Annotated in this window: 16 protein-coding genes and 1 tRNA gene; 2 read left to right on the forward strand and 15 right to left on the reverse strand. The window is 25.7% G+C overall.

Going from position 1 to position 17,267, the window contains the following annotated elements:
- The 6 genes from ACWYO2_RS01410 to ACWYO2_RS01435 all read right to left on the reverse strand — a co-directional run.
- Window positions 1–343: 4-alpha-glucanotransferase (locus ACWYO2_RS01410; protein ID WP_455514711.1), on the reverse strand; the 343-nt coding region annotated here is incomplete at its 3' end.
- Window positions 344–357: 14 nt separating this feature from the next.
- A complete protein-coding gene (locus ACWYO2_RS01415; RefSeq protein WP_455514712.1) occupies window positions 358–1,311 on the reverse strand; it encodes a DNA recombination protein RmuC in 954 nt (317 codons plus the stop codon).
- Window positions 1,308–2,549, reverse strand: a complete 1,242-nt coding sequence (locus tag ACWYO2_RS01420) for a YihY/virulence factor BrkB family protein (RefSeq protein WP_455514713.1) — start codon at window positions 2,547–2,549, stop codon at window positions 1,308–1,310. Before ACWYO2_RS01420 ends, ACWYO2_RS01415 begins: the two co-directional genes overlap by 4 nt.
- 1 nt (window position 2,550) lies before the next feature.
- Complete coding sequence (gene thiI / locus ACWYO2_RS01425) at window positions 2,551–3,729, reverse strand: tRNA uracil 4-sulfurtransferase ThiI (RefSeq protein ID WP_455514714.1); 1,179 nt, start codon at window positions 3,727–3,729, stop codon at window positions 2,551–2,553.
- Between the two features lie 2 nt (window positions 3,730–3,731).
- On the reverse strand, window positions 3,732–4,889 hold the full coding sequence (tgt, locus tag ACWYO2_RS01430; RefSeq protein WP_455514715.1) for a tRNA guanosine(34) transglycosylase Tgt: 1,158 nt from the start codon (window positions 4,887–4,889) through the stop codon (window positions 3,732–3,734).
- A gap of 11 nt (window positions 4,890–4,900) precedes the next feature.
- Window positions 4,901–7,075, reverse strand: coding sequence for a RelA/SpoT family protein (locus tag ACWYO2_RS01435; RefSeq protein ID WP_455514716.1), 2,175 nt, complete (start codon window positions 7,073–7,075; stop codon window positions 4,901–4,903).
- A gap of 118 nt (window positions 7,076–7,193) precedes the next feature.
- Here ACWYO2_RS01435 and ACWYO2_RS01440 point away from each other — a divergent pair, with 118 nt between their 5' ends.
- Window positions 7,194–7,937, forward strand: a complete 744-nt coding sequence (locus ACWYO2_RS01440; protein WP_455514717.1) for an HAD family hydrolase — start codon at window positions 7,194–7,196, stop codon at window positions 7,935–7,937.
- 1 nt (window position 7,938) lies between these two features.
- Entirely contained in the window at window positions 7,939–8,409 is a 471-nt protein-coding gene (locus ACWYO2_RS01445; RefSeq protein WP_455514718.1) for a hypothetical protein, read from the forward strand.
- A 57-nt stretch (window positions 8,410–8,466) separates the two neighbouring features.
- Here the strand turns inward: ACWYO2_RS01445 and pepF are convergent, their stop codons facing one another.
- The 9 genes from pepF to ACWYO2_RS01490 form a co-directional block, all read right to left on the reverse strand.
- The gene (pepF, locus tag ACWYO2_RS01450) at window positions 8,467–10,263 is read right to left on the reverse strand and encodes an oligoendopeptidase F (RefSeq protein ID WP_455514719.1); all 1,797 of its coding nucleotides are present in this window, start codon (window positions 10,261–10,263) and stop codon (window positions 8,467–8,469) included.
- Window positions 10,263–11,246, reverse strand: coding sequence for a pyridoxal-phosphate dependent enzyme (locus ACWYO2_RS01455; RefSeq protein WP_455514720.1), 984 nt, complete (start codon window positions 11,244–11,246; stop codon window positions 10,263–10,265). The genes pepF and ACWYO2_RS01455 overlap by 1 nt, the downstream gene beginning before the upstream one ends.
- A complete protein-coding gene (locus tag ACWYO2_RS01460) occupies window positions 11,234–12,466 on the reverse strand; it encodes an aminopeptidase (RefSeq protein ID WP_455514721.1) in 1,233 nt (410 codons plus the stop codon). The genes ACWYO2_RS01455 and ACWYO2_RS01460 overlap by 13 nt, the downstream gene beginning before the upstream one ends.
- Before the next feature lie 12 nt (window positions 12,467–12,478).
- Window positions 12,479–12,733, reverse strand: a complete 255-nt coding sequence (locus ACWYO2_RS01465; protein ID WP_455514722.1) for a hypothetical protein — start codon at window positions 12,731–12,733, stop codon at window positions 12,479–12,481.
- Between the two features lie 88 nt (window positions 12,734–12,821).
- The gene (locus ACWYO2_RS01470; protein WP_455514723.1) at window positions 12,822–13,865 is read right to left on the reverse strand and encodes a MupG family TIM beta-alpha barrel fold protein; all 1,044 of its coding nucleotides are present in this window, start codon (window positions 13,863–13,865) and stop codon (window positions 12,822–12,824) included.
- Window positions 13,855–15,261, reverse strand: coding sequence for a PTS transporter subunit EIIC (locus tag ACWYO2_RS01475; protein WP_455514724.1), 1,407 nt, complete (start codon window positions 15,259–15,261; stop codon window positions 13,855–13,857). Before ACWYO2_RS01475 ends, ACWYO2_RS01470 begins: the two co-directional genes overlap by 11 nt.
- Before the next feature lie 6 nt (window positions 15,262–15,267).
- On the reverse strand, window positions 15,268–16,119 hold the full coding sequence (locus ACWYO2_RS01480; RefSeq protein ID WP_455514725.1) for a MurR/RpiR family transcriptional regulator: 852 nt from the start codon (window positions 16,117–16,119) through the stop codon (window positions 15,268–15,270).
- The gene (gene murQ, locus ACWYO2_RS01485; RefSeq protein WP_455514726.1) at window positions 16,088–17,008 is read right to left on the reverse strand and encodes an N-acetylmuramic acid 6-phosphate etherase; all 921 of its coding nucleotides are present in this window, start codon (window positions 17,006–17,008) and stop codon (window positions 16,088–16,090) included. Before murQ ends, ACWYO2_RS01480 begins: the two co-directional genes overlap by 32 nt.
- Window positions 17,009–17,166: 158 nt before the next feature.
- A tRNA-Asn gene (locus ACWYO2_RS01490) sits at window positions 17,167–17,243 on the reverse strand.
- Between the last annotated feature and the right edge of the window lie 24 nt (window positions 17,244–17,267).

Raw genomic sequence — 17,267 nt, forward strand, 5'->3', positions numbered from 1 at the left:
TAATATAAGCTTTTTTTAATATAGGTAATTTTCTTTCATAAATTAAACCATAATTAATTTTTTCAACATCATCACCAAAATCTATATTTATATCCTCAAAACTTAAATAACCTTCTTTAGCTAATGCTTCTAAATCTATTAAATATGGATTACCTGCAAACGCTGAAAAACATTGATAAGGTGAATCTCCATATCCAGTTGGTCCTAACGGAAATATTTGCCATAATTTTTGTTTAGATTTAGATAAAAAGTTTATAAATTCATACAAACTATCACCTAAAGTCCCAATTCCTTCTTTCCCATAAAGTGAAGTAGGGTGTAATAAAATTCCTGATTTTCTCATTTTTCTCTCCTATCCTATCTATTTTTTAAATTATTAATATCATCAAATTTGTTACTTATTTTATTTGCTGTTATATTTAATTCTCTAAAATCTTTTTCTAGCTTTTCAAAATCCTTTTCTAAATTTGACCATCTTTGTTTATATCTAGTAAATTCTTCAGAAAAAGCTATTAATTTATTTAATATATTTTCAGATTCCTTAGTTTTTTCAAACTCAAGATTTGCATATACTAATGTTGAAATATATATCAATAAATTCGTTTGAGAAGTTATCCAAACATGATTTTTATATCCATAATATATTATATCTTCAAAATTTTTATATATTTCTAAATATATAGACTCACTCGGTAAAAACATTATAGCTTGATTTAAAGTTTCACCTTCTATAATGTATTTACTAGAAATATCATCTATATGTTTTTTTATACTTTTAGCAAATTCACTTCTATTGTTAGAACTGCTATCTTCTTCATATTTAATATATGCTTCTAACGGAAATTTAGAATCTATAGCAACTATTTTATCACTTAATTTTATAATAGTATCAGCTATCTTACCATTAGTCATTTTATACTGTCTTTCAAATATTTTACTATCTCCATAAATATTTTCAAGAACTTCTTCTAATCTAATTTCACCAAATCTACCTCTTGATTTTTTATCATTCAATATATTTTGAAATTTAACTATTTCTTGAGTTACAGTTTCTAAACTCTTTTGACTATTTGATATATCTGATATTTTTTTTATAATATTTTCATAATTAGTATTATTCATATTATTTATATTATCTTTTATATCTATAAAATTTTTACTAATATTATCATTATTTTTAGAATTCCTATTTTCTATTATTTCAAATATTTCATATTTAAATTTATCAAAATTATCTTTTTTATTATTCAATATTAAATAAATTATAAGAAATATCAAAACTATTAGTAAAATAATTACTATATATATCATTTTATCTCCTTAATAAGCTCTATATTTTTAAAATCAATTTCTTTTGATATTCTTAAATATTTTTCTTTTTTATCTTCAGTAATTTTTTCAAGTATTATATCTGAAGATACATCAGATTTCTCAACTAAATCATTATATAGTTTAATTGTTATTGCATTAGGATTTTTATTAACTTGATAAAAACTTTGATTCGTTTTAGAATCAAAAAATTCATTCAACAAATATATATCTTGCAATGTTCTTATACCTTCTTTAATTATAGACTTTGGAAGTCCAGATTCATTCTTTAAATCATTTATAGTAAAAGGATCTCCCATATTTTCAAAATTTTCTATAACTATATAAAGTAAATATAATCCTAACTTTTTAGTTTCATTAACTGATAAAACATATTTTTCTTCTACAAATTCCTTAGATGTTTGTATACTATATGTTATTTGAGCTCCTATTAATATAACTGTCCATATATATTTTATCCAAATTAAAAATATAGGAACAAAGGCAAGTGAACCGTATATTATATTATATCTATTAATTGAAGTTTGAAGTATAGAGTATATAACATAAATTACATAGATACCTATAAGTGTAAATAAACTTCCTATAAAAGCAGGAATTAATTGAACTCTTTTATTAGGAACTAATAAAAAAAGAGCTAACAATACTAAAAGTATTAATGTTATATTTATCAGTCTAACAAATATTAAAGTTAATATTGCAATATTTCCTAAATATTTGCTCACTACGTCAACTATAACTGAACTTGAACCTATAATTAATAACAAAAATATAGGAGCTATAAATGTGATTGCAACATAACTTATTATCTTAGTACTATACTTTCTTTTATCCTTTACATTCCATATATTATTAAAAGTTTTTTCTAAAAGGTCAAACATACTTATTACTGAATAAACAAGTATTATTATACCCAATCCTGTTAATACACCACCTTTAGCTGAAACTATAAGGTTATTTATTACGTTTAAGACATAGTTTATTCTAACTTCATCTTGTGGAACAAATTTTGTTAATTCTGAAATTAAAATTTCATCTAATCCAAATCCTTTAGAAACTCCTATTACTATTGCAAAAAAAGGAAATATAGTCAATATCATCATATATGTTAAATTAGAAGCTAATAGTGATATATCAGAAGATAAAAAGTTTTTATAGAATATTTTAGCAAAGTTATAGAAAGAATTATAATATTTATTTAATTTTTCTTTATAATCCATATTACTTAACTACCACTACTTTTTTCTCTTTATATATTTCTTCTAAAATATCAAAATAATTTTCTATCTTTGCTTCTTCTAATTCTACATTTTCTTTTTTGGGTTTAGTATTTGGATGACGTGGCGCAAACATTGCACAAGAATCATCGTGTGGTTCAATAGATTTTTCATAAGTTCCTATTTCTCTTGCAATTTCTATAATTTCTAATTTATCCATACCTATCAATGGTCTAAATACTACCAAATCTTCAACTACAGCATTAGTTGCATTTAATCCTTCTAAAGTTTGAGAAGCAACTTGTCCTAAACTTTCACCAGTAACTAACGCATTTAAACCATAATTTTTTGCAATTTTTTGTGCAAGTCTCATCATAGCACGTCTTGTTAATATCGTTGCATAAGATTTATCAGTCTTTGCATTTATTTCTTGTTGTATTTTTAATATATTCATAGAATAAAAATTAGCTTTTAAATTATATTCACTTAATATTTTAACTAATTCTTCTATCTTTATCAAAGCCTTTTCTGATGTAAAAGGAAAAGAATGAAATGTTACAAAATCTAATTTAAGTCCTCTTTTACACATCATAAACGATGCCACAGGAGAATCTATACCCCCTGATATTAAAACAAGTCCTCTACCTGCACTACCTAAAGGAAGTCCACCATAAGTTTGTATTTTTTCTGTATATATATATGTTTTTTCACGTATATCTAAACTAAATAAAACATCAGGTTCTCTCATAGAAACTTTTTCAAATTTTGAATTTATTAATATATGAGCTCCTAAATCTTTTGCAAATTCCATTGAATTTTTTTCAAATTTTTTATTTCCTCTATTAACTTCTACTTTAAAAGTTCTTGCGCCTTTTTCATATACATCATTTGCTACTTCCAAAATCTTATTTTTTATATCTTTTTCATTAGTTTCACATTTAACTGATAAATTAATATTATTTATACCAAATACTTTTTTTATCTCTTCTAATATTTCTTTTGCATTATTATCTAAATAAATATATAGTTTTGACATATCATTTACTAATTCTGCATCATATTTTTTTATCTTATTTAATATTCTATTTTTTATATTATTTTCAAATGTACCTCTATTTTTACCCTTAAGTGCTAACTCTCCATAACCAAGACCAATAGCATCTATTCTATTTATATCTATCATAACTACTCCCCTATTTTCTTAGGCTTAATCCAATCTGAATTCTTACCTTGTGTATAGTTTCTAATAAATTCTTCTTTAAATTCTTTAAATCTTCCTTCTTCAATAGCTTTTCTTGCTTCTTTCATAAGATTAATTAAAAACCATATATTATGATATGTAGCTAATCTTTGTCCCAACATTTCATTTGCTTTAAACAAATGACGTATGTATGCTCTAGTATAATTTCTACATACATAATTATCAGCTATATCTAAAGGCCTATCATCTAATTCATACTCTTTATTTTTTATGACAAGTCTTCCATATTTAGTAAATACTGTCCCGTGTCTACCTATTCTTGAAGGATGAACACAATCCATCATATCTACACCATTTTCTATAGCTTCTAGCATATCTAAAGGTTCACCTACTCCCATAAGATATCTTGGTTTATCTTCTGGCAATTTAGGTGTTATATAATCTAAAATTCTATACATATCCTCACTTGGTTCACCTACTGCAAGACCACCTATAGCAAATCCAGAAAAATCATCATTGTACTCCATAAGTCCTTCAAGAGATCTATCCCTTAAATCTTCATATATTCCACCTTGAACTATAGCAAATAGTCCTTGTTTTTCTGGATTTTTATTTGCCTCTATACATCTTTTTGCCCAACGTGTTGTTCTATCTATAGATGGTATTAAGTATTCTCTTGTAGATAACCCATGAGGACATTCATCTAGCACCATCATTATATCTGATCCTAAGTTATTTTGTATTTCTATAGATTTTTCAGGAGATATAAAATGTTTTGAACCATCATGATGAGATCTAAAATAAGCTCCTTCTTCCTTTATCTTTCTTAAATCTCCAAGAGAAAATATTTGAAATCCTCCACTATCCGTAAGTATAGAATGTTTCCAATTCATAAATCCATGTAAATGACCAAATTTGGCAACCAAATCATCTCCTGGTCTTAAATATAGATGATAAGTATTTCCTAATATAATCTCAGCCCCTATTTCCTCTAAATCTTCTGGAGTTAAAGTTTTAACTGTTGCTTGTGTTCCAACAGGCATAAATACCGGGGTATGTATTTCACCATGTGGTGTTTTTATTATACCTGCACGAGCTCTTCCATCTTGAGCAATTTTAATATATTTAATTGGTTTTTCCATTATTATCCTTTCTATTTTCTAAGTATACCCGTAATTTCTGGCATAGAATTTAAATGTTTAAATAACTTTTCTAAATATTTTTTATCTTTTATAAGAACATTAAAGTGAATATGACCTACCTCTTTACCATTCTCTTTAGTTACATTAGTATTTACACCAACTAAATTAATTTTATATTCAGTCATTATTCTTATAATATCCATCAATATTCCCTCTCTACCTAGAGTTTTAACAGTAAAGTTGGCTTGATATTTAGTATTTGATTCCTTAATTAATTTTTCATCCCATATTACTTCAATTTCTCTTTCTGGCTCATTTTTAAGAGAATTTAATATATTCATACAATCATTTCTATGTATAACTATACCTCTACCTCTCGTAACAAATCCTTTTATATCGTCCCCTGGTAACGGTGAACAACATTTTGCAAAAGTAAATAAAGTATTATCTGAACCTGTAACTTTAACTCCCAAGCTATCTTTTTTAGACATTTGACTATTAGTTTTTGCTGTTTCTTCCTCTATTCTTTCATATACTTCAGCTTTCTTTTCTTTATCTTCAAATTTATTAACTAAATTTTCTAAAACTAATTCATTATTAGCAAATTTATAATAAAGTTGTTCTATATTACTTATATTATACTTCTTCATATATAAAAGAATTTTTTCATCTTCTTCTATATCTTTAAATTTTATTCCAATTTTTGAAAAAGCTTCTATTACTAAGTCTTCACCAATCTTAGATTTTTCTTCAAATTCTTTATCTTTAAACCATTTTTTTATTTTTGATTTACTACTTGGACTTGTTACTATATTTATCCAATCACTACCTGGTCCTTTAGCTGTTTTTGAAGTTAAAATTTCAACTTTATCTCCATTATGTATAACATGATCTAAAGTTACTATTCTATCATTAATTTTAGCACCAATAGTTCTATAACCTATTTGGGTATGAACTTGAAAGGCAAAATCAAGTACAGTAGAACCTTCTTGAAGTTCTATTACATCTCCTTTAGGAGTAAATACAAATATAGTCTTCTTAAGTATTTCAACTGTTACTTCTTTAGCAAACGTATCATTAATATTAGACTCTATTATTTTCTTAACAGAAGCATAATATGCTTCATTTTTATCTTTAGATTTTTTTTCTTTATACTTCCAGTGAGCTGCAACTCCTTCTTCTGCTATTTGATGCATTTGTTCTGTTCTAATTTGTATTTCAACTATCTGATTATCTGGTCCAACAACAGTTGTATGTATAGATTGGTAACCATTAGGCTTAGGGGCAGCTATATAGTCTTTAAATCTTCCTGATACAGGTTTAAATATAGAATGAGCTATCCCTAAAACAGTATAACAATCAACTTCTTTATGCGTTATTATCCTTATAGCTGTTAAATCCATAAGATCGCCAAAATCTTTATTTTTCTCCTTCATTTTTCTATATATGCTGTATAGATGTTTAGATCTTCCATTAACTTTAGCTTCTACATCACTTTTATCAATTTCTTCTTTTATTATCTTTATTATTTTTTCAATATAGTTATTTCTTTCTTCTTTTTTTATATTTACTAAATTTTTTATCTCATTATACCCTTCTGGATTAATATAGTAAAAAGCCAAATCTTCAAGTTCTGATTTAATTTTTCCCATACCTATTCTATGAGCAATTGGAGCATATATATCCATTGTTTCACGAGATTTTTCTATTTGTTTTTCTGGTGATTGGAATTTCAAAGTACGCATATTATGTAACCTATCTGCAAGTTTGATGATAACTACTCTAACATCTTCTGACATAGCAACTACCATTTTTCTAATATTTTCTATCTGCTTTCCTTGTTTTCTAGGTAAATTTTTTAATTTAGTAACACCATCTATTAAATTAGATACATCTTTTCCAAAAATATACTCTATATCTGATAAAGTAATCATAGTATCTTCAACAACATCGTGAAGTATTCCTGCAACTATAGTATCTGTATCCATTCTTAAATTAAGTAGAATTTCTGCAACTTCTAATGGATGAATAATATATTCCTCTCCACTTTTTCTTAGTTGACCCTTATGAGACTCCTGAGCCAATATATATGCATCTTCTATTCTTTTAATGTCTAATTCTTTATGATTATTTACTATACACTCTTTTATCTTATCAAAAATTACCCTACTATCCGTATTTTCCATAATTATCTCTCCAAAAAACTTAATATTTTAATTTTATCATATTTTGTAAAATTTTTCTACAAATTTGCTTAAACAATTAATATATGATATAATTTTAAAAAGACATTGGAGGTAAAATATGAGTAAAAAAATTGCTGCATTTTTTGATGTTGATGGTACAATTTTTAGAAATTCATTATTAATTGAACACTTTAAAATGTTAATAAAATTTGGCTTTTTTGAAGAGACAAGTTTTGTTGGAGGAGTAAAAAATAAATTTGAAAATTGGGAAAAACGAAGAGGATCTTACGATGATTATCTTGATGAAGTAGTTGAAAGCTATATTAGTTATATGCAAAATATTAGCTGTGAAGACATTGATTATGTGGCGACAAGAGTCATCGAGCGTAAATCTGAAAAAATTTATACCTACTCTAGACACAAAATAAAAGAACACATAGAAAAAGGCGATTTAGTAATTATAATATCAGGTTCACCTTCTTTTCTAGTTGAAAAAATGGCAAAAAAATTAGGTGCGCATGACTATATTGGAACAATATACCATAAAGATAAAAATGGTTACTATAACGGTAAACTAGAACCTATGTGGGATAGTGAAAGTAAAATTCATGCTATCAATGATTTTGTTAAAAAATATGATATTGATCTTGAAAAATCATATGCTTATGGTGATACTACTGGTGATTATGGAATGTTTACTAAAGTTGGTTTTCCTGTAGCTATTAATCCTGCTAAAAGATTATTTAAAAAAATACTTGAAAATCAAGAAATGAAAAATAAAATTCAAATAGTAGTTGAAAGAAAAGATATGGTTTATGTTTTAGATGGTAATGTAAAATATATTGATATAAAGGAGAAATAATATGTTAAATCGTATTAAAAAAGGATTTTCAGTTTTACTTTGTCTTGGTATTATTAGTCCAATAATCTCAATAAATTTAACTGAAAGTAATAAGTTATACATCACATTAATAAATTTAGGTTTTAAATCTATAATAGTTACTTTAGTTCTTTTAGGAATAGGTGCACATTCTTTTTACATAAAAGATAATTGGAGTAAAAAAATATCTCTAGCTTTATCAATCCTAGAATTTATTCTAATAACTAGTTTATTAATTTATGTTTATTATAAAATGAAACACTTTACTGGAAGTTTTGAATTTTGGAAAAATTTCCTAAATACTAAAATAATACTATCATGGGGATGGCTAATTATGTATTTAGGAAATACAGGAGTGGTACTAATTAATCTTTATGAGTATCTTAAAAATAAAAAAATTAGCAATATAGAAAATGAAGAAAATATTGTTGAAGAAATAAAAACTAAAAAATAAAATAAAATAAAAATCTCATATCAAGATTTATTATCTAATATGAGATTTTTTATTTATCTATTTAACAAATTTTTCAAATTCTTGTAATTGTTTTTCAAATATATCTAAACAATCAAGTACTGGTTTATTAGTACTCATATCAACTCCTGCTTTTTTTAATATTTCAAGAGAATAATCACTAGAACCAGATTTTAAATAATTAATATATTTTTCTACTGCAGGTTTACCTTCTGTTAATATTTTTTTAGCAAATGCTGAAGCAGCTGATATTCCAGTAGCATATTGATATACATAGAAATTATAATAGAAATGTGGAATTCTAGCCCATTCATATTTAATTTCTTCATCATAAGTAATATATTCTCCATAATATTTTTTATTAATATCAAAATATAGATTAGATAAAATATCAGCAGTTAATGCTCCACCTTGTTCTACCAATTTATGAATTTCGTTTTCAAATTCAGCAAATTGAGTTTGTCTATATAAAGTAGATTTAATTTTATCTAAATCATGATTTACTATATATGCCTTAACCTTATCATCATTTGAATATTTTTTCATTAAATAATGACTTAATAATAATTCATTAGTTATACTCGCAACCTCTGCTAAGAATATTGTATAATTACCATATACTTGAGGTTGGTAATTTCTTGTATAATAACTATGCATACTATGTCCTAATTCATGAGCTAATGTAAATAAATTATCTATCGTTCCTCTCCAACTTATTAGTATATATGGATTTGTTCCATAAGTCCCACCTGAATAAGCCCCAGATCTCTTACCTTCATTTTCAGCATAGTCTATCCATCTTTCATCAAATGCTTTTTTTAATATAGTTATATATTCTTCTCCCATTACACTTAATGCATCTATTATAATATCTTTTGCTTCTTCAAATGTAAATGTTAATTTAACATCTTCTATCAATGAAGTATGTATATCATATTGATGCATTTCATCTAATTTTAATATATTTTTTCTAATTTGCATATACTTATGTAATAAATCTAATCTTGAATTTACAGCTTCAACTAAGGCATCATAAACATTTTCATCTATATAATTATTTGAAAGAGCTGCATTTCTTGCACTAGAATATTTTTTTAATTTTGCTCCTATTGTATGGTTTATAACCTGTCCATGTAAAGTTGAAGCAAAAGTATTTTTAAAATTAGCGTAAGACTTATATATACTTCTAAAAGCATTTTCTCTTAATACTCTATCATTAGATTCTAAATATGATATATATCTAGCATGATTTAAAGGTAAAACAGTTCCTTTTGAATCTACTATATCATCAAATTTCAAATCTGCTTCATTAAGCATAGTGAATGTTTTATGAGGTACAGACATTATTTCCATTAAATTAGCAAGTAATTCTTCTTCTTTTTGACTTAATTTATGTTCTTTTTCATTTAATAAATTTAATACATAAAATTTATAATGTTTTATTTCTTCATCACTAAAATATTCATCTATTTTTTCCCTACTAAGCTCTAATAATTTTATCTCTTGATATGTAGAATTAGATGCAAATCTAGAATAAAGTGTTAACGCTTTATTATTATATTCTTGATATTTAGAGTTTGTACTATCTTCATCACCTTTTAAATGAGCATATGTGTATAATTTACTTATTCTTATAGATAACTCCTCATCTAATTTCAATGTTGCTTTTAAATTTTCAATATTATCTACCATATTATCTTTATATTTCAATACTTCATCTATTTCACTAGATAATTTTTCAAATTCTTTATCCCAAGCCTCATCATTTATAAAAATACTTGTTAAATCCCAAGTTTGAGATTTATCAACTTCATTTCTTTTTAAAATTTCATTCATTATTCTTCCTTTCTATTTTCTTGTAATATACTTAAAAGTAGACTTTCATCTATATTACCTCCTGAAAGTATTATTACATTTTTCTTATTCTTGAATTTTTCAGGATACATAAAATAAGCACCAAGTCCTATTGCTCCTGCTGGTTCAACTAAATTTTTTTCTTTAAGTAATAAATGGATAATTGCTTTTTTTACATATTTTTCTTCTACAACCATAACATCATCTAAATAATTATCTATCAATGAATATGGTAATTCTCCAACTCCACCTAAAAGAGCATCACAAATACTTTCACCTTTAGCTTTATAATTCTCATATCTAATACCATCTTTTATAGAATCTCTAAAAGATGGTGACATTTCTGTTTGAACAGCAATAATACGAATATTTGGATTTTTACTTTTAGCATAAATAGCTATACCTGCAAATATTCCACCACCTCCAACTGGAATAAATATTTGATCAACATTAGGTAAATCTTCTAATATTTCTATAGCTATTGTGCCTTGTCCAGCTAAAGCTATATTATCAGAACAAGGATCAATAAATGTACCTTTTACTTTTTTAGTAAACTCTTCTGCAAGTCTGTGTGCATCATCATAATCTAAACCATCTTTATTTACATTAACCCCATAGCTATATATATTTTCAATTTTATCTTTAGTTGTTGACTTTGATAAATATATATATGTATTTTTAAATCCTAAAATTTTACTCGCATAAGATATAGATAAACCATGATTACCACTTGAAACTGCTATAATAGGTGTTTTATTATCCAGTTGCGTTAATTTTGCAAAAGCACCTCTTATCTTACAACAATTAAGTTTTTGTCTATTTTCCATTTTAAAATATATTTTTGTATTTTTATCACTTAATAAATTAGATTTCATAAGAGGTGTTTTAACTATATATTTTTTTATTCTTTTAAAACTTTCTTCTATAATTACAGGATTAAAGTCATAATTCATTAAAATGCCCAATTCCCATTTTTAAACACTTGTACTTCTTCACCATTTTCTTTAATTCCTAATATATTTAAAGTAGCATCACCTATCATAAAGTCTACATGCGTTAAACTAATATTAACTCCAGATTTTTCTAATTCCTCATCACTCATATTAACACCATTTTCTATACAAGTAGGATAAGCTGCACCTATAGCTAAATGACAAGATGCATTTTCATCATATAATGTTTCATAAAACATTAAATTTGTATTAGATATTGGAGAATCATGTGGAACAAGTGCTACTTCACCTAGACTTTTTGAACCTTGATCTGTATCAATTAATGTTTTTAAAATTTCTTTTCCTTTTTTAGCATCAAATCCTATTACTTTACCATCTTTAAAATCAAGATAAAATTCATCTATAATATTTGAATTATAATTTAAAGGTTTAGTGCTATATACTCTACCATTTATTCCATTTTTATGAGGTAATGTATAAACTTCTTCAGTTGGCATATTAGCTGTAAATTCAGCACCTTTAGAGTTTATTGCACGTGCAGCTTTCCATAGATGCCCTTTAGGTAATTCTATTTCTAAATTAGTTCCTTTTTGATTTGTATATCTTAAATATTTAAAATTATAATCATTTAATATTTTAGCTCTACTTTCCAAGTTATGTATATGTTTCATCCAATTTTCAACACTATTTTCATCTTCTATTCTACTTACATAAAATATTGCATCCCAAAGTTTTTTTATTCCTTCAACTTCGTCTAAATCTGGAAATACTAATTTTGCCCATTCTTTATTAGGACATCCTATTATAGTCCAAGAATTTCTATCACTCATAAGAGATGAACGTAAATACTTCATAGCAGAACTTCTTGCCATTACTCCTGATTTAATTTTATCAGAATCAATTCCTTCTAAAAGATTAGGATTTGAACTTAATATAGATATGAATACCGCATTTCTATCAACATAATCTTTATACTCTTCCTTAACAAAATCTCTAACATCACCTAAAACTTCTTTTGTTGCATATATGTGTCTTAATTTATTAATCTCATTATCCATCCATATAACTTCTACATTACTTGCCCCAGCTTTATACGCAGCTTCTGCAACTGCATAAGCTAACTCTCTTGCTTCAGTTACTGTTCTAATAACTACAAGTTGACCTTGTTGAACATTTGCTCCTACTTTTACAGCAGTTTCAGCATAAATTCTTAATTTTTCTTTAAAATCCATATTTTTACCTTTCTAACTCAATAATTGTTTTAAAATTTCTTTAATAGTTTGTTTTACATCACTAGATAAATTTTCTTTATCATCATTTAATAATATATTTATAGCCTCTATACCATCTGAAAGATCTTTTTGACAAACTAGATATATTCTATTCTCTACTGGAGTTTTCTCTTCCTTATCCTTTAACATATCAAATCTTTTTTTTACTTTTAATAAGTATGAAGGATTTTTTAGAAATAATTCCTTTTTCTGTATAAACTGATTCATAAATATTACACCTCTAGAAATTTATATATAATATAATACTATCATTTTAAAAAATGTTAGTCAAGTAAAAGAAAAAGGAAGTAAAAAACTACTTCCAAAATATAAATTTATTAATTATTGATATATAATACAATAATTCTACATCTTCCTCACATACTCTTGAAACTACATCTCTTTTTTCATCTATTCCTAAATTTTTTAATGCAATTTCAACTTCACCTTCATATCTTAAGTATTTTTCATTACTTAAAAGTATATCACCTTTTCTAATTTCTCTATTTTCTTTTTTTATATATCTTAATTCTTTTTGTATATATTCTTTAAATTCTTTTCTAGTTTTGCCTATACTCTCAGGAATTTTTGACCTTATTAAATACTCTGAATAATCTCTTCTATTCTCAAATACTGTATTATTTAATATATTATCTATATTTTTAAGTGGAACTATACCATCTGAAATATATTTAAAATATTTCCAATTTTCATCACTAAGATCTATATCACCAACTAAAACTATGTCAGTCTTAAGACTAATTAATTTTAATATAGATGTTATAAATCTTTCTTCTCTTGTATTTTCAAGAGTAGGTAGTCCATCAAACATAGGTCCTCTTTTTAAATCTCCTGATACAAAAGCCATTGTTCTAATTCCAAATTCATTATATTTTTCATTTTGTTCTAAAAAATATTTTTCTCCTATTCCTGTGTATTTTTTAGGATAATAATTATGTAAAGCTAGTAACTTATTAAAATCTATTCCTTTATTTTCTAAATATTTTAAATCATTTTTAGTTATAGTACTCGCATTAAGAACTATCATGTTTTTTTTAGATAATTCATATATTTCATCTAAACTATACCCGTCATCTATTCTTAAATATACATTTTTTAAATTAGAAAATATACCACTATTTGTATATTCATTAATATCAACTATTAATTTAATATCATTCTTAGTACATAATTCTATTAATTTGTATAGTCTCTCACTTTTATCAATATTATTTTCTTCTAAAATATTAAGTGATGTGAAGGCAAACTTCACACCACTCATACTTGCTTTATTAATAACTTCTATATTTTTCTGTATATCTGTACTTAAATAAAGCGATATCCCTGTTTTAATTTCCATAAATTTCTTCTATTCTTTCTTCGTCTATTCCAAATAAATAAGTTAAGATAAATCCACCTATATAGGCACCTACCATAGCTATTATGAAATAAATCCATGTTCCAGGAACAACTATTAATAATCCGAATAATCCTGAAACTCCTTGAGTTATAGTTCCTAATTTAAATATTGCTGCAAGCATTCCACCAAATCCAGAACCAAGACAAGCTGTAATAAATGGTTTACCTAAAGGAAGAGTAACTGCATACATTAAAGGTTCTCCTATACCTAAAATACCTACAGGAAGAGCATCTCTTGTTAGAGTTTTTAATTTTTTATTCTTAGTTTTTAAATATATTGCAAATCCAGCACCAACTTGTCCTCCACCTGCCATCATAAGTATAGGTAATAGATAGTTAATTCCTTGAGTTGGTCCATTAGGATCATTTAATAATACATGTATAGGTGTTAAAGCTTGGTGTAAACCAACTGAAACAAGTGGTAAGAAAGCAGCAGATAATATATATCCTCCTACAAATCCAAGACTATTATATACAAAATTAAGTGTTCCAAATATTCCAACTGTTACTAAGTTTCCTATTGGTTGTATAATACCTAAAGCTATAAATACACCTAATATTAAAGTAATTAATGGAGTTAAGAAAGTATCTAAGAAAGTAGGTACATATTTTCTAACATTCTTTTCAAGATAAGATACTATTATACCCATAAATAAAGCAGCTAAAAGTCCACCTAATCCTGGTGTAAATGGCTTACCTGTGAAAGGTAAAATAATAGGATTATCTTCTATTTTAGTTAATAAAGGAAGACCTGGATTAGCTATAAATATTGACCCTATAATACCTCCAAGCACTGCACTTCCACCAAATTCTTTAGCAGCATTCATACCAACATAAAGTGATAAATAACCAAACATAACAAATCCTAAACTTTTAATAGCCAAAAACCACCAACTACCATTAAACGCACCCTTTGTAGTAACAGTAATTACATTGCTAAGTCCAAGTATTAATCCTGCTGCAATTATACCTGGCAATAAAGGAACAAAAATATTAGCTATTCTTTGTAGGAATCTTTGAACTATACCATTATGTTTAGCCTTATTTTCCTTCTTATTTTCTTTAGCTAATTCATTTACATCATCAAAACCTAAAGGTATGTTAGTTAATTTAGAAAATTCATTCCCAACCTTATTAACAACACCAGGTCCTAAAACGATTTGTAGTGTATCGGCTTCAACTACTGATAATACACCATCAATTTTTTTCAATTCTTCAATTGAAACATCTTTTTTAGTACTAACTCTAAGTCTTGTCATACAAACTGCATTAGAACTAATATTTTCTACCCCACCTAAAGCATCCAAAATTTCTTTTGCCATTTTTTTTGCATCCATTACGACTCACTCCTTTTGGTTTTCTATTTTTTCTATTTTTGTTTCATTAATTCTTTTTACAACTTCTTTATAATTCTTATTAGAATAAGCTAAATATATAACATCAATTAAATTTAAAATGGAAATCCTTGAATAAATAGCAGCACTTCTTTTAAATGATTCTTTAGAAGTTACATATAGATTATAATCACACAACTTAGCAATTGCATTTGTTACATATTTAGTTATAGAAACTGTAGTAACTCCTTTTTCTTTCAATATTTTAACAATATCTAATATTTCTTTAGTCATTCCAGAATATGATACAATTATTGCAAGATGATTATCATCGCTATTAACTGCTTGAACATGTTGTAAATCTGTCCCATTAAAAGTATTAACAATTTTACCTACTCTCATAAATTTATACTGTGCATCTAAACAAACTATATGTGAGGCTCCCATTCCATAAAAATCAATAACAGATTTTTCATTAATTAAATCAACAATTTTATCTATAATATCAGCGTCTTGTAACATTTTTGTTTCTTTTAGAGATATTATACTAAGCTTACTAATTTTTTCTATTATATCTTTAGTATCACAATTTTCGTCTATATCACTATTATTTACTACCATTTCTTTATTTCCAATTAATGCCATTTCTTCTATTGCTTTTAGTCTAAATTCTTGAAAGCCTTTAAAACCTAATTTTTTACACATCCTTGTAACCGTTGAAATACTTGTATATGTATTTTTAGAAATATCCATAGCAGGAATACTTCTAATATTTCTAATATTTTTCAAAATATATTCAGCAACATATTTTTCATTTTCAGTAAAATCCTTATTCTCCCTTATTTTTATCATTAAACTCATGTATCAACCTCGCGACATTATACCCGTATTCATCTAATTTAGATATAGCTTCTTCTTTTGTAATAGATAATAAAATCATTACTATTGCATATTTAACATTATACCCAGCTTCTTCTAATTTTTTAGAAGCAAGATCATAATCACAATGTGTAGTTGATATAATAATTCTTTTAGCTCTTTCTATCAATTTAAAGTTTGAAGTTTTTACATCAACCATATAACCTGAAAATACTTTACCTAATTTAATCATTATAGTCGTTGAAATCATATTTAATATCATTTTTTGAGCAGTTCCTGATTTCATTCTTGTTGAACCTGTTACAATTTCTGGTCCTACTACAACTTCAATAGGACATTTAGCAATTTTAGAAACTTCAGAATTTTTTGAACATGAAATACTACCTGTTAAAACTCCTATACTATTGGCATAATTAATAGCAGAAACTACATACGGTGTTCTTCCTGAAGCAGTTAATCCAATAACAACATCATAAGGTTTTAAATCAAGTTTTTTAATATCTTCAATTCCCATTTCTATACTATCTTCTGCATTTTCAACTGCCATAAAAACAGCATCTCTACCTCCTGATATTAAACCTTGAAATTTATCAAAATCTACTCCATAAGTTGGTGGACATTCAGAAGCGTCTAATATACCAAGCCTACCAGAAGTACCTGATCCAACATATATTATACGTGTATTTTCATTATAATTATCTAAAATATTATCAATTAAATAAGATATATTATCTAATGATTTTTCAACACAATAAGCAACTTTCTTATCTTCCTCATTTATCCTTTTTAATATTTCCTGTGTACTTTGTAATTCAATATCCTTACTGTTATTATTATTCTGTTCAGTAGACAAAACATTCAAATTAACCATAAGCATCACCTCTTATTAAGAGTATACTCATAATTTTATAAAATGCAAGTTCTTTTGAAAGTTACTTTCAATAGTTGAAAGTATAAAAAGATATACTTTATATTATTTCAATAATAAAAAAAAACAAGTCAAAAGACTTGTGATGTAATAATAAATGATGGCGTCCCTGGTAGGACTCGAACCTACGACCCTCTGATTAACAGTCAGATGCTCTAACCGACTGAGCTACAGAGACACATTAAAAAAAAGAGTTTGGCAA

The organism is Pseudostreptobacillus sp. (assembly GCF_977040545.1).

What these genes read in the sequence shown, in the direction of transcription:
- ACWYO2_RS01415 (WP_455514712.1), bottom strand. Translation starts at nt 1,311, where the DNA reads ATGATATATATAGTAATTATTTTACTAATAGTTTTGATATTTCTTATA.
- ACWYO2_RS01420 (WP_455514713.1), bottom strand. Translation starts at nt 2,549, where the DNA reads ATGGATTATAAAGAAAAATTAAATAAATATTATAATTCTTTCTATAAC.
- thiI (WP_455514714.1), bottom strand. Translation starts at nt 3,729, where the DNA reads ATGATAGATATAAATAGAATAGATGCTATTGGTCTTGGTTATGGAGAG.
- tgt (WP_455514715.1), bottom strand. Translation starts at nt 4,889, where the DNA reads ATGGAAAAACCAATTAAATATATTAAAATTGCTCAAGATGGAAGAGCT.
- ACWYO2_RS01435 (WP_455514716.1), bottom strand. Translation starts at nt 7,075, where the DNA reads ATGGAAAATACGGATAGTAGGGTAATTTTTGATAAGATAAAAGAGTGT.
- ACWYO2_RS01440 (WP_455514717.1), top strand. Translation starts at nt 7,194, where the DNA reads ATGAGTAAAAAAATTGCTGCATTTTTTGATGTTGATGGTACAATTTTT.
- ACWYO2_RS01445 (WP_455514718.1), top strand. Translation starts at nt 7,939, where the DNA reads ATGTTAAATCGTATTAAAAAAGGATTTTCAGTTTTACTTTGTCTTGGT.
- pepF (WP_455514719.1), bottom strand. Translation starts at nt 10,263, where the DNA reads ATGAATGAAATTTTAAAAAGAAATGAAGTTGATAAATCTCAAACTTGG.
- ACWYO2_RS01460 (WP_455514721.1), bottom strand. Translation starts at nt 12,466, where the DNA reads ATGGATTTTAAAGAAAAATTAAGAATTTATGCTGAAACTGCTGTAAAA.
- ACWYO2_RS01465 (WP_455514722.1), bottom strand. Translation starts at nt 12,733, where the DNA reads ATGAATCAGTTTATACAGAAAAAGGAATTATTTCTAAAAAATCCTTCA.
- ACWYO2_RS01470 (WP_455514723.1), bottom strand. Translation starts at nt 13,865, where the DNA reads ATGGAAATTAAAACAGGGATATCGCTTTATTTAAGTACAGATATACAG.
- ACWYO2_RS01475 (WP_455514724.1), bottom strand. Translation starts at nt 15,261, where the DNA reads ATGGATGCAAAAAAAATGGCAAAAGAAATTTTGGATGCTTTAGGTGGG.
- ACWYO2_RS01480 (WP_455514725.1), bottom strand. Translation starts at nt 16,119, where the DNA reads ATGAGTTTAATGATAAAAATAAGGGAGAATAAGGATTTTACTGAAAAT.
- murQ (WP_455514726.1), bottom strand. Translation starts at nt 17,008, where the DNA reads ATGGTTAATTTGAATGTTTTGTCTACTGAACAGAATAATAATAACAGT.